13 protein-coding genes are annotated in these 18,064 nt (G+C 72.3%); 2 read left to right on the top strand and 11 right to left on the bottom strand.

Annotation, left to right across the window (positions count from 1 at the left end):
- Nucleotides 1-274: 274 nt before the first annotated feature.
- The 3 genes from ABEB16_RS08010 to ABEB16_RS08000 all read right to left on the bottom strand — a co-directional run bounded on the left by ABEB16_RS08010 (nucleotide 275) and on the right by ABEB16_RS08000 (nucleotide 3,562).
- Complete coding sequence (locus ABEB16_RS08010) at nucleotides 275-742, bottom strand: hypothetical protein (RefSeq protein WP_345711738.1); 468 nt, start codon at nucleotides 740-742, stop codon at nucleotides 275-277.
- A gap of 309 nt (nucleotides 743-1,051) precedes the next feature.
- Nucleotides 1,052-1,399 (bottom strand): SGNH/GDSL hydrolase family protein, encoded by a 348-nt coding sequence (locus ABEB16_RS08005; protein WP_345711737.1) that lies wholly within the window; start codon nucleotides 1,397-1,399, stop codon nucleotides 1,052-1,054.
- A 930-nt stretch (nucleotides 1,400-2,329) separates the two neighbouring features.
- Nucleotides 2,330-3,562 carry a glycosyltransferase family 2 protein gene (locus ABEB16_RS08000; RefSeq protein WP_345711736.1) on the bottom strand — a complete coding sequence of 411 codons (1,233 nt, stop codon included), beginning with the start codon at nucleotides 3,560-3,562 and terminating at the stop codon, nucleotides 2,330-2,332.
- A gap of 218 nt (nucleotides 3,563-3,780) precedes the next feature.
- On the opposite strand from ABEB16_RS08000, the gene ABEB16_RS07995 reads away from it, so the two are divergent.
- Nucleotides 3,781-4,638, top strand: coding sequence for an acyltransferase family protein (locus ABEB16_RS07995; protein WP_345711735.1), 858 nt, complete (start codon nucleotides 3,781-3,783; stop codon nucleotides 4,636-4,638).
- A gap of 708 nt (nucleotides 4,639-5,346) precedes the next feature.
- Entirely contained in the window at nucleotides 5,347-6,345 is a 999-nt protein-coding gene (locus ABEB16_RS07990; protein ID WP_345711734.1) for a glycoside hydrolase family 16 protein, read from the top strand.
- 16 nt (nucleotides 6,346-6,361) lie between these two features.
- On the opposite strand, the gene ABEB16_RS07985 is transcribed toward ABEB16_RS07990, so the two are convergent.
- The 8 genes from ABEB16_RS07985 to ABEB16_RS07950 form a co-directional block, all read right to left on the bottom strand.
- Entirely contained in the window at nucleotides 6,362-8,443 is a 2,082-nt protein-coding gene (locus ABEB16_RS07985; RefSeq protein WP_345711733.1) for a hypothetical protein, read from the bottom strand.
- A 239-nt stretch (nucleotides 8,444-8,682) separates the two neighbouring features.
- A complete protein-coding gene (locus tag ABEB16_RS07980) occupies nucleotides 8,683-10,053 on the bottom strand; it encodes a lipopolysaccharide biosynthesis protein (protein ID WP_345711732.1) in 1,371 nt (456 codons plus the stop codon).
- Between the two features lie 158 nt (nucleotides 10,054-10,211).
- Complete coding sequence (locus ABEB16_RS07975; RefSeq protein WP_345711731.1) at nucleotides 10,212-11,156, bottom strand: glycosyltransferase family 2 protein; 945 nt, start codon at nucleotides 11,154-11,156, stop codon at nucleotides 10,212-10,214.
- Nucleotides 11,157-11,337: 181 nt separating this feature from the next.
- A complete protein-coding gene (locus ABEB16_RS07970; protein WP_345711730.1) occupies nucleotides 11,338-11,844 on the bottom strand; it encodes a hypothetical protein in 507 nt (168 codons plus the stop codon).
- Between the two features lie 95 nt (nucleotides 11,845-11,939).
- Nucleotides 11,940-15,491 (bottom strand): DNA polymerase III subunit alpha, encoded by a 3,552-nt coding sequence (dnaE, locus tag ABEB16_RS07965; protein WP_345711729.1) that lies wholly within the window; start codon nucleotides 15,489-15,491, stop codon nucleotides 11,940-11,942.
- Nucleotides 15,492-15,626: 135 nt separating this feature from the next.
- Nucleotides 15,627-16,550 carry an RluA family pseudouridine synthase gene (locus ABEB16_RS07960; RefSeq protein WP_345711728.1) on the bottom strand — a complete coding sequence of 308 codons (924 nt, stop codon included), beginning with the start codon at nucleotides 16,548-16,550 and terminating at the stop codon, nucleotides 15,627-15,629.
- On the bottom strand, nucleotides 16,543-17,118 hold the full coding sequence (gene lspA, locus ABEB16_RS07955; RefSeq protein WP_345711727.1) for a signal peptidase II: 576 nt from the start codon (nucleotides 17,116-17,118) through the stop codon (nucleotides 16,543-16,545). Before lspA ends, ABEB16_RS07960 begins: the two co-directional genes overlap by 8 nt.
- A gap of 91 nt (nucleotides 17,119-17,209) precedes the next feature.
- Nucleotides 17,210-17,704 (bottom strand): TraR/DksA family transcriptional regulator, encoded by a 495-nt coding sequence (locus tag ABEB16_RS07950; RefSeq protein WP_345711726.1) that lies wholly within the window; start codon nucleotides 17,702-17,704, stop codon nucleotides 17,210-17,212.
- Nucleotides 17,705-18,064: the final 360 nt, after the last annotated feature.

The raw sequence follows: 18,064 nt of genomic DNA, 5'->3' as shown, positions 1-18,064 counted from the left end.
ACTCCTCTCTGGGCGACATCATCGCCTCAGGTCGGTGTCCGGAGAAGCGGGTCAAGATCCAAGACGCCCGACGGATCACAGCTCACCCATGATCAATTCCCGCAGAAAGCCTTGTCGACCCACCCAGCGGAGGCCCGGGAACTAGGTGAAAGCTTAACCGTCTGGTGATGGCCTCGCTACACGAGACCTCCACAAATCGCATGATCGGCGCAAAGATGACCACAACTGACTAGAGGCCCTAGACCAGGTGGGCAGCGACCCTGATCAGCGCACGTCACAGCTGGTGGTCCAGCCGGGCCGCCAACTCCCCCATGCCGTGCATCCGCTCGTCGGCGAGTCCCGCAAGACGCTCAGCCGACCAGGAGCCCGTCAGCGACGCCGCCCACACCAGCAGCCCCCCACCGGCACTCCAGGTCTCCCCCGGCAACCGGCTACCGGCGCGGAGCACCAGCGCTGCCGCGGTGGTCGGCACCTCTCCGTACACCGGCTCGACGCCACCGTCCGGAGCGACCACCAGCGCCCAGCGGGCGCCCCAGGCGTCGGGCCACAGCTCCACCGAAGCCGCCAGCAGCACCTGATCACGCAGACGCCGCTCCGGCGCAGCGGCGTGGTGCACCAGCACACTGGCCAACAGCGCCGCACGCCCGTCCCACACGCCCTCCACCGCCAGCTCCGTCCCCGCCCGCCCGGCCGCGACGAGCTGCAGCGCGGTGAGTCGGGTCAGCGGGTCCACCAGCGGCACGACGGACCAGTCTTGCCGGGCGGCGAAGGAGCGCAGGCCGGCGAGGCGCTCGTCGCGCTGACGGCGGCGTCGGTGTCGTCCCAGGGGCAACTGCGTGGTCACCTCCCCGGCCCGTCGGTACGTGGCGGCACCAGAGGCGCGCGAGCCCTCAGGTGGCGGAGTCGATCGACAACGCAGCATCGTTCCCCTGGTCGGCGGTTCAGATCAAGCGGTCGGGGGCCCGACGGCCGAGCCGCGGCGAGCGCCGCACAAGCGACTCGCGGCGGGCTCGACGGGCACCGCACCAGGCCGGCCCGGAGCGGACCCCGTTCAGTACCCCAGGGTCTGGTGGAGCGCGCGGGCGATCGCGTCATGACCGGCTCGAGTCGGGTGCACGTCCTGCGGCCGCGCGCACATGTACGTGTAGGTGCACACCAGGTCGTTCTGCGCGGTCACGCGACCGCCGAAGGTCGCGAAGACGTCCACCACGGGAGCACCCACCTCCGCGGCGACCGCGGCGAGGCGTGCGTCGAGGTCCTCGAAGACCTGGCGGCTCTGCGGATGGGCGAGGCAGTCGTTCTGGTAGGGGTCGAACATGTTGAGGACGACCAGGTCGCCGGTGCGCGTTCCGCTGGAGTCGGCCAGGGCCGCCGACAGGCGCGTGAGAATGGTGCGCATGTTCGCCTCGTAGGCGTCGAGCGCTGCAGGAGCCGTGCCCGCCACACCACAGCCACCACGGTGACGGCGAAGAGGTCGTTGGTACCCACCTGCACCGAGACCGGGCTGACGCGCCCCCTGTTGGCTCGAATGTAACTCTCCGCAGCCGCCAACTGCGATCCGGTATATGAATCGCTCACGGAGCCGGGATACGGACAATCCCCGTTGACGAACGTCGTGCTGCTCTCCCCGGAGCAGCCGTAGTCGACGAGCGAGCTGCCCTCGGAGGCGGCGAAGCTGTATGCGTACGCCACCGTCACGTCGTTCAGCGGCGAGCCGCCCTGTGCCAGGGAGCCACCGAGCGCCAGGTAGGTCTGCAGAGGGCCCACGCGAGCGGGCACTGGGTCGGGCGCAGACGGGGTGGTCGCGCTGGCCGCTGCCGAGTACGCGGAAATACCGGCCGTGTTGCGCGCCCGGACGGCGTACCGGTGCGTCGCCCCCGCCAGCAGGTGGGCGTGCTGGTACACGGTGCTCGTCAGCGGGACCAGGGTCGTGCCGTCCACGAGCAGCTCGTACGTCGTGGCTCCGGACGTGGCGCCCCACGCGACGTGAATCTCACTGCTGTCGAGGGGCACGGCACGCAGCCCCGCCGGCACCGCGGGAAGGGTCTTGGCGGGATTCCCCTTCCCCCGCGGAAGGCCGGCCCACGACGGTGACTGACCGAGTGCGGCGACCAGGCACAGGATTCCCAGCAGCGTGAGGGTGCGGCGCAGCATGTCGTTCTCCTCCGTGCTGCCCGCTCCGGCCGCCGAGCCGGCCGGGTCCTGCCAGCGCCGGGATGCGGGAGGTCACGCTAACGCGCCGAACGGCGCACCAGGTGCGGGTTGCTCGAAGTCGTCCAGCGCACTGCTGCCGGGTCGGGCGGAGGTCCCGGCGGCTCGCAGAGGCGCCTCAGTTCCCGGCCGAGGCGTCCCGTTGCGCCGTCCGGCGCCGGCTGCGCACGTAGGCCACCGGCCCGGCGCAGACACCGACCAGCTCCAGGATGCTGAGCACGCGCGGGTAGCTCGTCGACTTGCGGGCGTTCTTGGCCGATCGCCCGTTCAGCAGCTGCCCCAGGCCGGCGGGCACCCGCGACAGCACCTCGCCCGCCGTCCGGCGGTCCTCCAGCATCCACTTCGTCACGGTGGCCGAGAGACCGACGCCATAGCGGTACATCTGCCGCCGGAGAGCCTCGTAGGAGCGGCGGTGAGCGTGCCACAGCAGTGCCGAGGGCTCATAGACGATGCTGTGCCCCGCCCGCACCGTCCTGAGGAGCACGTCGAGGTCCTCGCCGCCGTGGGCCAGCGTGCCGGCTCCGAGGTCCTCGGCGAAGCCGCCGAGTTGCCGGAGGCGGTCGGTGCGGAACGCGAGGTTGGCTCCCGAACCGAACTTGCCGGAGTCGAAGGGGAACAGAGGGGTATCCAGCCGGTGCGTGGTCAGGTTGAACTTCTTGCGCTCGAAGCCCTTGCTGAAGCCGCCGTACTCCTCCAGCCAGCGCTGGGACGGCGTGACGAGCTCCGACGGGATGATCGGCCCCGTGGCGCACGCCACGTCGTCACCCGAGAGCAGCGCGCCGACGAGCGCCCGGGCCCAACCGCGGTCCACAAGCACGTCGTCGTCCGTGAAGACCACGAACTCGCCCTCCGCCGCCGCGAGGCCGGCGTTGCGGGCCCTCGACAGCCCCCGGCGCGGCTCGTGGACGAGGACCACCGGGTCCTCCGGCCCGAAGGTCCGCGCGGCGATCTGGCGGAGCGCGAGGGGTGAGTCGTCGTTGTCGACGAGGAGCACTTCGACGTGCGGGTAGTCGCCGTCGAGGATGCGCCGCACGCACCGCACGGCAGCTTCGGGGTTGCGGAGAGTCGCGACGACCACGGAGAGGAGCGGCTGCCGGGAAAGCTCCAAGGGGACCTCGGCGTCCAGCTCCGCCGAATGCAGCTCGCGGGCCGCTTCGTCGACGCGCGAGGCGATCAGGTCGTCGCTGCCGTTGGGAACCTCGACGAGACCGAGCGGCCGACCTCGCCACCGCACGAGCACCAACGCCGTCGCGGGCTCCGGACCGTCAGGGGTCGCCGGTGTTTCCACCTCGCGCGTGATGAGGTCGTACCCCAGTACTCGCAGCGGCGCGGGAGCTGGCTGACGACTCACCCGCGCGACACTACAGCCGGTGCGGCGACTTCACCCGAACGAGCGGCGTCACGGCGCGGTCCGCCAAGCCGCGCTCGGGCGCGGGCGTGGATGGTGCCGCACGTCACGGTCGCTCGCACCGGGCAGAAGGGCCGAAGTCGAGCGAGACGGCCGCCGGGCGGTCACCATGACGTGGCTGCGTCCGCGGCAACCCCTGCCCCGTCCCCGACCGGAGCGAGATGCTGCCACGCCTGACCTCGCTGAGGGCCTTCGCTGCCGCGGCCGTGCTGATCTTCCACCTGGCCGCCTGGGGCGTGGTCGGTTCCCTCGACGGCCCTGCGCGCCTCGGCTACGCCGGCGTGTCCTTCTTCTTCGTCCTGTCCGGCTTCGTCCTCGCGTGGGGCACGCGTCCAGGGCTCCCGGCCCACACCTTCTACCGCCGCCGGTTCGCCCGGGTGTGGCCCAGCCACGCCGTCGCCCTGGCGCTGGCTGCGGTGCTGCCCGTGGTGTCGGTCGCCCGCAGCTGGGAGGCTGCGCTGCCGAACGCGCTGCTCCTGCACGCCTGGTCGACCGATCCGCGCATCACCTACGGGATGAACGGCGTCTCGTGGTCCCTCAGCTGCGAAGCCTTCTTCTACGCGTCGTTCCCGCCGGCCGTCCCGGTCCTGCGCCGCCTGGGTGGCCGCGCTCGCTGGGCCCTGGCCACCGCGGCCCTGGTGCTCGCCGTCGCGGCAGCGGTCGTCGGCCACGGCTACGCCTTCGCCTCCCCCCGTGCGCTGCGCGGAATTCCTCCTGGGGGTGGTGGGCGGCCTGGCGGTGCGCGACGTCCCGCGACCTCGGCGGGGGGGAGCACCTGGCTGACGTCGCGCCCGGCGATCTTCACCGGCGAAGCTTCCTTCGCCTTCTACCTGGTGCACGAGATGGCGATCGTCAACATGCGCGGTCACGTCCCCGGCGGAGTGGCGGGCGCCGCGCTCATCACGCTCGTCGCGGCGGCTGCGGCTGCGACCCTGCACCTGTTCGTCGAGCGACCGTGCAACAAGCTGCTCCGCGACCGGGCGCGCTCCATCGCGCTCGCACCGCCCCACGTCGCCTGACCGTCCACGTGGGCGGGCACCGCCGTCGAGCCGGAGGCAGCCGCGCACAGCGGGCGTGCAGCAACAGGGCGCCGGATCTGGGCGGGGGAAAGGCAGCGGAGCCGCGGCCGGTGACGACCGGTCGGCTCGCGGACCGTACCGGTAGCCCTACCGCGCGAGCGGTCCCACGGCGCCACAGCCGACGGGGACGTCGGACTCAAGCGCGCCTCGATCCGCGCCGATGCCGAGGTGTCAACGACTGGTGTCCACGAGACCCAGTGCCCCGCACCGGCACGAGGACCGACCATGCCACTGGCTGCGCGACACCCGGGCCGGCCTGCCCTCGACCGGCGGACGGCGCTCGCGGCCGCTCTGCTGGGGACACTCGGCGCCGCCGGTGCTGCACCCAGGACCGCTGAGGCGGTGACGCGGTCGCCGAGGACGGGCGCCACGGTCTCCTCCCGCGAACTGGTCATCGCGAGCCGTACCGGCGCCGTGCCGTGGTGGACCGGAACGGGAGCCGGCAGCATCGCGGTGACGAGCGGATCGGCGGTCGGCGCACCAGCGGGCGCCACCGTGGTGACCACGCTGACGAGTCGGACGGACCGTGGTGGGTGGGCGTACGCCCTGGCGCCGCTGCGCTCGCCGGAAACCAGTCTCGTGGTTGGGCGCACCTACAGGCTCCAGCTGTGGGTCAAGGACCACAGAGCCTCCGGCAGCACGCTCGGCGTGCTGCTCGCGAACCAGAACTACGCCGGTCGACCTGCCGCCGCGAGCGTGTGGCAGGCGTACCGCGACACCGACTGGCACCCCCTCGTGACCACCTTCACGGCGACCTCCCCCGCGCTGAGCGACACGGCCGTGTACCTGTCGCTCCCCACGACAGGGGCTCTGCACCTGCAGGTCGCAGGCGCGAGCGTCCGGGAGGTCGTGGACCTGCCGCCACCCCCCGTGGTGAGCCGCCCCAGCCGCACGCTCACCTTCGGCGGCGCGGCCGGCAGCGCGGTCGACCCCGCAGTGTGGAACACGGAGACCGGCGGCTACGGCTGGGGCGTCGGTGAGCTGCAGGCCTACACCGGTCGCCGGTCCAACGTCTGCGTCGACGGGCTGGGGTCCCTCGTCATCACCGCCCGGCGCGAGCTCGTCACCGACGTGGGAGGTGCCCCCGCGAACTACTCGAGTGCGCGCATCAACACGTGCGGCAAGGTGTCGGTGGCACCCGGCTCCTACGTCGAAGCGTCCATCACCGCACCGGTGGGCCCGGGGCTGTGGCCGGCGTTCTGGCTCATGGGTGTCGACCACCCGGTGGTCGGCTGGCCCGCGTGCGGGGAGATCGACGTCTTCGAGGGACAAGGGGGCCAGCCGTCCCTGGCCCACAACGCCCTCCACATGAGCACCGCCACCTCCTCGCGCACGGAGGCGGTCTGCGGGTGGGAGGAGGGAGGAGGGGTGGTCGACCTGGGCGAGTCCCTCGACACGCGGCCCCACCTCTTCGGCGCGTACTTCGACCGCAACGTCGTCCGCTTCTACATCGACCGACGGCAGGTGCGCGTGCTCCGTGCTTCAGACGCTCGTGACATGGGCCGGGAGTGGCCCTTCGACAAGAAGCAGTTCATCCTCCTCAACGTGGCGGTGAGCCCCACCGCCGGAGTGGCCAACACCGACTTCCCCAAGCGCATGAGCGTCGGAGCCATCCGCATCTTCACGGGTGGCGTACCCGCGGCGTGAGGGTCGGGTCACCGGGTCAAGGGGCGGCGGCGCCCGGTGAGCGGAAGACGGTGACGCCGGGCTCGTCGACGACGCGCTGCCAGCCGCCGGAGGCGTCCAGGGCGGCACGCAATCGTCCGAGAGAGCCGTGCGGGGAGACGCCGAAGTAGTCGCTGTAGACCTCCATCTGCTCGCTGATGATGAGGTACGTGGGAGCGCTCCGCGCCGACACGACCTCGTCGAGCGCCGCCAGGTCGGCCGCCGTCGAGAAGTCCCGCCCTGCGAGGGACGTGGTGATGCCCCCCGTGGAGGCCGGGTCGTACCCGGACACCGGCGAGTCGAAGGCGCTGTCGAACTCCGCGAAGGGGACGTACGCGCCGGTAGGGCGCACCGGCCACATCGGTGACACCATCGAGAGGTAGGCCGGCGGGGGCACGTCCTCCAGGAGGCGCTCGGACACGGCGAGGTCGACGGGACTGACCCGGTACACGAACCACGTGCCGAAGTAGGCCTGCAGCGCCAGTGCACCGAGCACGAGGAGCGCTGACGCCGCCGACGCCGCCCGAGCCCACGAGGCGCGCAGCAACCTGGCGCACGGCTCCCCGACGAGGAGCGCACACCCTGCGAGGGAGTACAGCAGCACCCTGAAGATCGCCTCCCCGCCGTAGTTCTGCACGGCGAGCAGGGGGAAGGGGCTGAACGCCGCGGCGGCGAGGACCAGGGCCCGGCGCCTGCTCTGCCGCCACCACCAGATCGCACAACCCGCGGCGGCGGCCCACAGCGCCAGGGACGTGCCCCGGGCGGCGGCGCTCGTGAAGTGACGGCCCGGGCTCCCACCGGAGGAGATGTTGCTCTGCGCGTTGCTCAGCACGTCGAAGCCGGAGAACAAGCCCAGGCGGTTGGTGTAGTCGAGGTGCAGGAGCAGGTAGCCGACGACGATGAGGACCATCACGAGCGAGATCCACCAGGGCCGCACCACACGGAGCAGCGCCAGCACGACAGCCAGTCCCGCGAGCCAGTACGGAGTGAGCTGGTGGGTCACCGTCAACGCCGAGAACGGCAGCAACGCCCACCACACCACGCCGCTCCGCGAGGACAGCAGCAGCAGGAGCACCGCGAGCGCGAGCAGCATCGCCACGGCCTGCGGGGCGAAGTAGTCCTGCCCGACCCAGTTGCACGCCTCGGCGATCAGCCCCGCCGTGCTGGCCGCCGGCCAGGAGCACCCCACGCGCCGGGCCAGGGCCAGGACGAGGAGCGCGAGCAGCACGTGCACGACGAGCGGCGTGAAGCGCGCCACCTGGAGCAGGCCCGCGTGCGACACGGCGCTGAACCAGGCAGCTGCGGCGAACATGCCGGGCCACTGGTTGTAGATGTCGACGTCGCCCGCCAGGTGCCCGTTGCGGAGGACGTAGTCGGCGACACCGATGTGCTTGTACGTCCACGGGTACATCGGAACGCTGACCGCCGCGCTCGTGGCCCCGCGCCAGACCACGACGACCGCGAGGAGGGCGAGGACGGACGGCGCACCACGCCCTCCGCGCACGGCGCCGACGAAGGCCGCCAGCGCGAGGACGAGCGCGACGCGGAAGGACCACGGTGCCGCGGCGAGCAGTCCGTAGTCCGACGTGCCGGCCCGCCGGATCCCGGGCAGCGACGCAGCCCAACAGGTGACGGCGATGCCCGTGAGCACGAGCGGCGCGGCGGCACGCCGTGGGACGTGCACCGCCGAGAGCAGGGCGTCGACGAGTTCGAGCACGTCCAGCCCGTAGCGGCGGGACACCTGCACAGCGGCCGTCGACGAGGCGGCGACGGCCACCACCAGCAGGACCAGCAAGGTCCTGGGACGCCAGGTCCCCAGGAGCAGTGGAACCGTCGCGACGAGCACCACCACGGAGGTGCTGAGAGGGACGACGAGTGCCGTGGCGGCTGCCCGAGAAACTCCGAGGTGCGCGGTGATCGCAGCTCCGGGCCCTGCGAGGAGGAAGAGGCCGAGCAACCAGGCGGAGGCCCACGGCGCCATTCCCGCCAGGAGGAGGGAGCAGATGCCCGCGGCAGCGGCGAGCAGGCCCAGCACGCCCAGGACGGCCGTCTGCCCGACGCAGCCGGGCCCGCCGGCCATGACTGTCCTGGCATGGCGACCGCGGCCACCGGCACCTCGTGCCCGCGACTGCTCGACGGAGCCGGTGTTCTCGAGTGCGCTGGTACCCCTTCCGGAGGGCACGACGTGCCGCAGCGGTCCGCCCGCACGACGACCCTGGCGTCCGTCGGGGCGGTCGTGGTCGTCGGACATGCCGTCCAGGCTATGGTCGCCGCTCACCAGCTGCTCCCTCGTGCGACGTCCTCGCCGCGTCCAGCCGATCACCCGACGTCCCGGCTTGCCGTTCGCAGCTTGATCGCGAACCACGGGAGGCAGACGGCCACCGCTGCGGCGAAGGTCCCCCACCGAGCCGGAGCCGAGTCCGGAAGGAGCAACGAGGCACCACAGAGGGCGGCACCCGCCACCACACGGATGACGACGTAAGGTGGCGGAGCGGGCAGCGTGTGCGTCTTGGGCAGCGCAGCGCGCTGGATCGCCGCCTGCAACGCGAAGGCGACCAAGGTGGCCAGCGCTGAGCCGAGGAGCCCCCACGACGGGATGAACACGAGGTTGAGCACGACGTTGGCCGCGGCCGCCGCGGCCGCCGCGGCCGCCAGCGGGCGCGTGCGCCGTTCGGACAGCAGGAGGCGTTCACTCGCTCCGGCTGCTGCTACCGGGTAGGCGCCCAGCGCGACCACGAACACCACGACGACGAGCCCGTCGGTCCGGAACGACGAGGGAGCCATGATGCGCAACAGCACAGGCCCTGCAAGCGTCACGCCGAGCACCACGGGAACGAGCAGGTCGTAGAGCGCATCGCGACTGCGTCCGCTGAGCACCCAGCGCCTGGACACGTCCGCCACCGCGACGATGCGCGGGTTCCACGCACTGCCGGTGAGCAGCACGAGGATGAGCACCACGTAACCGACGGTGTAGGCGATCTGGTACCTACCCACCTCCACCTGCCCCAGCGTGCGGACGATCAGGAAGCGGTCCCCGAGGTTGAGGACGACCAGCGACAGTGCTCCGAGCATCAGCGGAAGCCCAACGGCGAGGGCTCGCTGCGCAACACGCACGTCCACGAGGCCGTAGAGCCTGGGCCGCGTTGTGAAAAGGCTGTGCACCACCGCGAGGGACTGACACACCAGCGCTCCCGTGAAGTACGCGACGGCAGTCGGTGACCACCACGCCGCCAAGAGCACACCCGTCACCTGGCTCCCCACGGCGGCCAGCAGGTTGGCGAACGCGTAGGAGGACAAGCGGTCCTCGGCCAGCAGCAGGGCGACGAGGACCTGTCCCGAGGCGCCGCTCGCCGCCCAGAGGACGGTGATCACGGCTAGTTCGCCCTGATCCCCGAAGCCGAGGGCCGGCGACCACCAGGGCTTCGCCAGCAGCACCGCGCCCGCCACGACCCACGCGGCGAGCACACCGAGCGCCAGGAGGCCACGGGCTCGCAGGTCGTCGCCGTCCTGGACCCGCTGGAGCAGGACGGCCTTCTCCAGACCGAGGGTGCCCAGGATGACGACGAGCTGGTACAGCGCCAACGCCGAGGCGTAGGCGCCGAACTCGCGCGGACCGAGGATGTGCGCGAGGAACGGTGACACCAGAGCACCGCTCGCGATGGGCAGCGAACCGACGAGCACGTAGAGCATGCCGCGCCCGAACATGCCACTGCCACCGGCCTTGGAGGTGACAGCGGGCTCCAGCGTCCCCCCCGGGCCGAGCGAGGCGTCGGAACTCCCTCCGGATGCCAGGCCGGGCGCTGGTCCTTCTACCTGAACGGCAACACCGCGTTCCCGTCGTCGACGGATCACGCTGCTCGCTGCCCCCTCCGCCGGCCCGCGGTCGCCGCGCTCCCGCAGAGGTACCCGGCCGTGGTCGTCACGAGGCACGCCACGATCGCGGCGCTGCTCTCCAGGCCCCGCCGGCCACCTGCGACGCCGCGGAGGACACCCGCCGGGAGTACGCGGCGGGCGTAGGTCCGCTCGGAGCTGAGGCCGTCGGAGGCACCGACGAGCCGCGCCACGAGCGCCTTGGACAACCCTTCGGCCCAGGAGCGGCGGAGCAGGTAGGCCCACGTGACGCGGTCGGGCGAGACCAGGTGGTCGACCACCGCGTCCGGAGCGCTGACGATCCTGACCGACGGCTGGCGCTGGCGGATGCGGATGCACAACTCCGTCTCCTCGCAACCCAGCGGCGTCTTCCCCACCCTCCCGATCCCGTCGGTGAAGCCGCCGGCATCCAGGACGGCCTGTCGGCGGAACGCCATCGAACACCCGATGACGTTGCGGATCTCCCGGCGGTCCCGCGGGAGGCCGCGGTAGCTGCACCCCACGATCCAGAGCAGTTCATCGGGCAGGACCGCGGGAACGCCCGACGTCGGCCAGCGCGGGATCGCCCAGCCACCGACGGCGACGACGGCGGCCTCTTCGAAGGGCTCCGCGAGCCGTTCCAGCCAGTCGGGCCGGGGCACGGCGTCATCGTCGAGGAAGGCGATGACGTCACTGGTCATGGCAGCGGTCCCGCTGTTGCGGGCACCCGACAGCCCTCGTGCACCCTCATTGGCGATGACGCGGAGGGAGGGGCGCTCGGACCGCAACCGGGCGGCGAGGGCGGCGTTGTGGTCCACCACCACGACGACCTCGTCAGGTGACCGCGTCTGCTGCGTCAGCGCATCGAGGGCCTCGGACATCACGGTCCAGCGCTCTTCCGTGTAGACGCACATCAGCACGCCGCACGAACCCAGACTCGGCACTGCTCCCCACCCTGCTCCGAGAACCACGATCGCGGAGCTGGACGACCCGGCCCCAGACGACGAGAGCCGTCGGCCCAGTCAAGCACGAGCACGAGCCGCGGACACCCGCTACGGCCCCGGCGGTGGACCGAACGCGCCGCCGCGGGTGCGGATCACCACAGGGAACAGCACCTGCCCGCGCTCAGCCCCGCACCCACGCCACCAGCGACTGCGCCAGGGTCCGCACGAACACCACCCCGGCCAGGGCGGTGGGCCACAGCAGCGCCACCCCCCACGCCCGGGGCACGACATGTGCGGAGTCCACGCCCACCGGCAGCACCGCCGCCACGGCCACCGCGAGCCCGGAGGCCAGCAGCGCGCCCCCGATGCCGACCAGCAGGGTGAGCAGCGGGCGGGGTCCGGGGCGGCGCAGGACGCGCAGGCCGGCCGCGGCACCGAGGACGAGCTCGAGGACGGCCAGGCTTCCGTCGCGGGCCGCGTCCACGGAACCGTTGGTCAGCCAGGGCTCCCCCGCCAGCCACCTCGGCGGGTCGTGCGCGAGCACCCACCACGCCAGACCGGCGACCAGCCCTGCGAGGGCCTGCACACCGAGGAGCGCCACCAGCTCGCGGCGCCCCGACCCCGCGGTGGGGGCGACCTCCGCGGTGGAGGCGGTGGAGGCGGCCCCATCCCCGGAGGTCGCCTCCACCGCCGTCTGGTCCGGACCCGGCAGCGCGCCGCCGCCGGCCTCCGGTGGCTCCTCACCCGGCGCACGCCCGCCCGTGCCGGCGCCGCGACGACGGCTCAGACGAGGCACGACGGCCCGAGCAGCGCCTTCAGGTCACCGAACAGCGCGGGCGACGGGGTCACCCGCAACCCGTCGTCCAGGCGCATGAGGGTGGTCCGGGGCCGGCTCGCCCCGTTGCCGTTCGACACCAGCTGCAGCCGCACCTCGGTGCCCCCGGGGTGGGTGCGCAGCACGTCGCGCAGCTTCTCCACCATCGGCGGGATGCAGCGGGTGACGGGCATGGCGATCGTCACCGGGATGCCGTCGGTGGCCGACAGGTCGGGGATCGTCACCTCCGAGCCGTAGATCGTCGGCACCTCATCGCGGCGGTTGAGCCGGCCCTTGACCACGCAGACGAGGTCCTCCGCGAGCAACGGCGCCACGAGGGCGTAGGTCGCGGGGAAGAAGAGCACCTCGATCGCGCCCTCCAGGTCCTCGACCGTCGCGATCGCCCACGGGCTGCCCTGCTTGGTGAGCTTGCGCTGCAGCCCGGTGATCATCCCCGCGATCGTGATGGGCGAGCCGTCCGGGCGGGCCTCGTCGGCCATCAGCTGGGCGATGGAGCAGTCCGAGGACTGGGTGAGCAGCCGCTCCAGGCCGAAGAGGGGGTGGTCGGAGACGTAGAGACCGAGCATCTGCCGCTCGTGGGCCAGCAGTTCCGTCTTGTCCCACTCCGGGAGGTCGGGGATGACGACGCTGAATCCGCCGGCGTCCGGTCCCTCGTCCCCGCCGAGGCCGGCGAACAGGTCGAACTGGCCCTCGGCCTCCTTGCGCTTGACGCCGACGACCTGGTCCACGGCCGTCTCGTGCATCGCGACCAGGGCGCGGCGGCGGTGCCCGAGGGAGTCGAACGCGCCGGCCTTGACGAGGGACTCGATGGTCCGCTTGTTGCAGACCACGGCGGGCACCTTCGTCAGGAAGTCCGTGAACGACTCGTAGCGGCCCTTGCCGTCCCGGGCCGCCACGATCGCCTCCACCACGTTCGCGCCGACGTTGCGGATCGCGGTGAGACCGAAGCGGATGTCGGTGCCGACCGGGGTGAAGTTCGCGGCGGACTCGTTGACGTCGGGGGGGAGCACCTTGATGCCCATGCGGCGGCACTCGTTGAGGTAGAGCGCCGACTTGTCCTTGTCGTCGCGGACGCTGGTGAGCACCGCGGCCATGTACTCGGCCGGGTAGTTGGCCTTGAGGTACGCCGTCCAGTACGACACCAGCCCGTAGGCCGCGGAGTGCGCCTTGTTGAACGCGTAGTCGGAGAACGGGACGAGGATGTCCCACAGCGCCTTGACGCACTCCTTGGAGAAGCCGTTGTCCAGCATCCCCTTCTCGAAGCCGACGTACTCGGCGTCGAGCACCTCGCGCTTCTTCTTGCCCATCGCGCGGCGCAGCAGGTCCGCGCTGCCGAGGGAGTACCCGGCGACCTTCTGCGCGATCGACATGACCTGCTCCTGGTACACGATCAGGCCGTAGGTCGTGCCGAGGATCTCCTTGAGGGGTTCCTCGAGCTCGGGGTGGATCGGGGTGATCGGTTCCTGGCCGTTCTTGCGCCGCGCGTACGCGGTGTGCGACCCGGCGCCCATCGGGCCCGGCCGGTAGAGGGCGCCGACCGCGGAGATGTCCTCGAAGTTGTCCGGGCGCATCAACCGCAGCAGCGAGCGCATCGGCCCGCCGTCGAACTGGAACACCCCGAGGGTGTCCCCGCGGCCCAGCAGCTCGTACGTCGCCGGGTCCGTCAGCTCCAGGGACTCCAGGTCGACCGGGTCCTTGCCGTTGAGCTCGACGTTCTTCAGCGCGTCGTCGAGGATCGTGAGGTTGCGCAGGCCGAGGAAGTCCATCTTGACCAGCCCGAGCGTCTCGCACGTCGGGTAGTCGAACTGCGTGATGATCGCGCCGTCCTGCTCGCGGCGCATGATCGGGATGTGGTCGATGAGCGGTTCCGACGACATGATGACGCCGGCGGCGTGCACGCCCCACTGCCGCTTCAGGCCCTCCAGGCCGCGGGCGGTGTCGACGACCCGCACGACCTCCGGGTCGTTCTTGTACAGCTCGCGGAACTCGCCCGCCTCGGAGTAGCGCTTGTGGCCGGGGTCGAAGATGCCCGACAGCGGGATGTCCTTGCCCATGACGGCCGGGGGCATCGTCTTGGTGATGCGCTCGCCCATGGAGAACGGGAAACCCAGCACGCGGGAGGAGTCCTTGACCGCCTGCTTGGCCTTGATGGTGCCGTAGGTGACGATCTGCGCCACCCGGTCGGAGCCGTACTTCTCGACGACGTACTGGATGACCTCACCGCGCCGGCGCTCGTCGAAGTCGACGTCGAAGTCCGGCATCGACATGCGCTCGGGGTTGAGGAAGCGCTCGAAGAACAGCCCGTGCTGCAACGGGTCCAGGTCGGTGATCCGCATCGCGTACGCCGCCATCGACCCCGCGCCGGAACCGCGGCCCGGGCCCACGCGGATGCCGTTGCGCTTGGACCAGTTGATGAAGTCGGCGACGACGAGGAAGTACCCGGCGTACCCCTTGGAGGTGATGACCTCGATCTCGTAGTCGGCCTGGGTGCGCACCGCGTCCGGGATGCCGGCGGGGAAGCGCTCGGCCAGCCCGCGCCAGACCTCCTTGACGAACCAGCTCTCCTCGTTCTCCCCCTCGGGGCAGGGGTAGCGGGGCATGAAGGCACCGGTGGACTCGGTGAACTCCACCGCGCAGCGCTCGGCGATGAGCAGGGTGTTGTCGCAGGCCTCGGGGAAGTCCCGCCACAGGTGGCGCATCTCCGCGGGGCTCTTGAGGTAGAAGTCGTCGGCGTCGAACTTGAACCGCTTGGGGTCGGCCAGCGTCGAACCGGACTGCACGCACAGCAGCGCCGCGTGCGCGGTGGCGTCCTCCGCCCGGGTGTAGTGCAGGTCGTTGGTCGCGACCAGCGGCAGGTCCAGGTCCTTGGCCAGGCGCAGCAGGTCCTCGCGGGTGCGTCGCTCGATGTCGAGGCCGTGGTCCATCAGCTCGCAGTAGAAGTTCTCCGCGCCGAAGATGTCCCGGAAGTCCGCCGCCGCGCGCACCGCCTCGTCGTACCGCCCCAGCCGCAGCTTCGTCTGCACCTCCCCCGACGGGCAGCCGGTGGTGGCGATGAGGCCCTTGCCGTAGGTGGACAGCAGCTCGCGGTCCATCCGCGGTTTGTAGAAGTGCCCCTCCAGGCTGGCCAGGGAGGCCATCTTGAAGAGGTTGTGCATGCCCTCCGTGGAGCTGGCGAGCATCGTCATGTGCGTGTAGGCGCCGCCGCCGGAGACGTCGTCGCCGGAGGTGGAGCGCTCGTCGCCCCACTTGACCCGGGTACGGTCCTGCCGCGCGGTGCCGGGGGTGAGGTAGGCCTCGACACCGATGATCGGCTTGACGCCGTGCTTCTTCGCCGACCGCCAGAAGTCGTAGGCACCGAAGACGAACCCGTGGTCGGTCGTCGCCACCGCGGGCATGCCCATGCGGGCCGCCTCGGCGAACAGGTCGTCCACCTTCGCGGCACCGTCCAGCATGGAGTACTCGGTGTGGACGTGCAGGTGCACGAACGACGACTCGGGCATGGTCGGGCAGCGCCTCCTCGGACGATCTGTGGAGCTGTGGTGCGTAGCGGCGCCGGCGCGGCCGACGAGCCGATCCTAGGTCCGGCCCCCGACACCGCCGGGGACGTGGCGACCGGACACGGCGGGGAGCCTCGCTCAGCCGGCGAGGCGGTCCAGGGCGCCGGCCAGGTCGGCCGGGTAGTCGCTGGCGAACTCGGCCCAGCGCCCCGTGCCGGGGTGCTCGAAGCCCAGCCGCACGGCGTGCAGCCACTGCCGCTGCACGCCCAGGCGAGCGGCCAGCACGGGGTCGGCACCGTAGGTGAGGTCGCCGACGCAGGGGTGGCGCAGGCTGGCGAAGTGCACGCGGATCTGGTGCGTGCGCCCGGTCTCCAGGTGCACCTCGGCCAGCGCGGCACCCCGGAAGGCCTCCAGGACCTCGTAGTGCGTGATGCTCGGCTTGCCCCCGGCCGTCACGGCGAACTTGAAGGCCGCGCCCGGGTGGCGGCCGATCGGGGCGTCGATCGTGCCGCGCAGCGGGTCCGGGTGACCCTGCACGAGGGCGTGGTAGACCTTGTCGACCGTGCGCTCCTTGAAGGCGCGCTTGAGCACCGCGTAGGCGTGCTCGCTCTTGGCCACGACCATCAGCCCGCTCGTGCCCACGTCGAGGCGGTGCACGACGCCCTGCCGCTCCGCCGGTCCGGAGGTGGCGACCCGGTAGCCGGCCGCCGCCAGGCCGCCCACCACCGTCGGGCCGGTCCAGCCCGGGCTGGCGTGCGCGGCCACCCCCACGGGCTTGTCCACCACGACGAGGTCGTCGTCGTCGTGCACGACGTGCAGGCCGGGCACCGGCTCGGCGACCACGGCCGGTGCGGGCGCCACGTCGGGCACCTCCACCTCCAGCCAGGCCCCGGCGCGCACGCGGTCGGACTTGCCCGCCTCGCGGCCGTCCAGGCGCACGAGGCCGGCGGCGGCGAGCTCGGCGACCCGGTTGCGCGGGAGCCCCAGCAACCGCGACAGCGCCGCGTCGACGCGCTCGCCCTCCAGGCCGTCGGGCACGGGCAGGCTGCGCAGTTCAGGCACCGGGGGCCTCCTGCGGGCCGGTGGTGACGGCGCGCTCGCGCGTGCCGTCCAGGCGCACCCCGCGCAGGCCCAGGACGGCGATGAGGACGGCCGCGCAGACGACGCAGGAGTCGGCGACGTTGAAGATCGGCCAGGACGGCAGCTGCAGGAAGTCCACGACGTGCCCTCGCCCGACACCGGGGGCGCGGACCAGGCGGTCGGTGAGGTTGCCGACGGCCCCGGCCAGCAGCAGGCCCAGCGCGAGGGCCCAGCCGCGGCTGCGGACGCGGCGCAGCAGGACGGCCACCGCGACGGACACCGCGGCGGAGACGATCGTGAAGACCCAGGTGCTGCCCTCGCCGAGGCCGAAGGCCGCCCCGGAGTTGCGGATCAGGTGCAGCTGGAGCACCTCGCCGAGCAGCGGGCGGACCTGGCCCGGCACGAGGTTCGCGACGGCGAGCGCCTTCGTGGTCTGGTCGGCCGCGTAGCCGGCGGTGGCGACCGCCGCGGCGAGCCACCACAGGCTTCTCCGGGGGGCCCCACCGGCGGGGTCGGGCTGCGGCTCGGAGGGCGGGACGGGAGCGCTCATGGGGTCACGAGTGTCGCACGCCTCGTGCGCCGTCGGCCGCCCCCGGCACCCGGGTGGGGCACCGCCGACCCCGGTCGGGTCGGCGGTGCCCTCAGCGGCGCTCGGTGCGGGCCTTGCAGGGCACGCAGAGCGTCGCGCGCGGGAAGGCCTGCAGGCGCGCCTTGCCGACGGCGTGACCGCAGGACTCGCAGACCCCGTACGTGCCCCTGGCCATCCGCTGCAGCGCGCGCTCGGTCTGGTCCAGCAGGTCGCGCTCGTTGTTGGCGATCGTCATCTCGTGCTCGCGACCTGCCGTGGCGGCTCCGTGGTCGACCTGGTCGTCGCCCGCTCCCTGCCCTCCGGAGGTCACGAGCGCGCTGAACGCGATGCTCGCCCGGTGCAGCTCGGCCGAGAGCCGCTCGGCGTCCTCCTCGAGCGCCGCGCGCAGCTCCTGCAGCTCCGCCTCGGTCCAGGCCAGCTCCGTGTCGCGCGTCGGGGGGCGGTGCGCCTCCCTGCGCCGCGCCGCCGTCTTCGTCGCGGTCCCGGCGGCCGGCCCGGCCCCCTCCTCGGCGACGCCCGCAGAACCCGCCACCACTGCGTGCACCATGTAGGCCCCCTCACCCCGTTCACCCAATGCGGTGACGGGAACAGTAGATGCCGTCACAGTGCGTAAGCAACTCGAAAGACGCTGCGCGACGGACACCTGCCCGACGCGCAGCAGGACCCCGTGGTTCCCACGGGGCCCTGCTGCGGTCACGACCGGCGCCGGACGCCGGTCGACGTCGTGCCGGAAGGCCCGGCGCGACGCTCAGCTGCGGTTGTCGTCCTCCTCCGCGGCGGGCGCGCTCACGCCGGGCGCCGGGGTCGCCGTCACGGACGGCTCGGACACCGCCCCGGTGGCGCCGGGAGCGGCCACGGGGGCCGCAGCGTCCTGCCCGGACGGCTCGGCGGTCACCGGCGGCACGTC

Source organism: Kineococcus glutinatus, from assembly GCF_039542765.1.
In the GTDB taxonomy this organism is placed as follows: domain Bacteria; phylum Actinomycetota; class Actinomycetes; order Actinomycetales; family Kineococcaceae; genus Kineococcus_A; species Kineococcus_A glutinatus.
The sequence above is the reverse complement of the archived record's forward strand: the minus strand, read 5'-3'. Positions and strand labels throughout refer to the sequence as shown.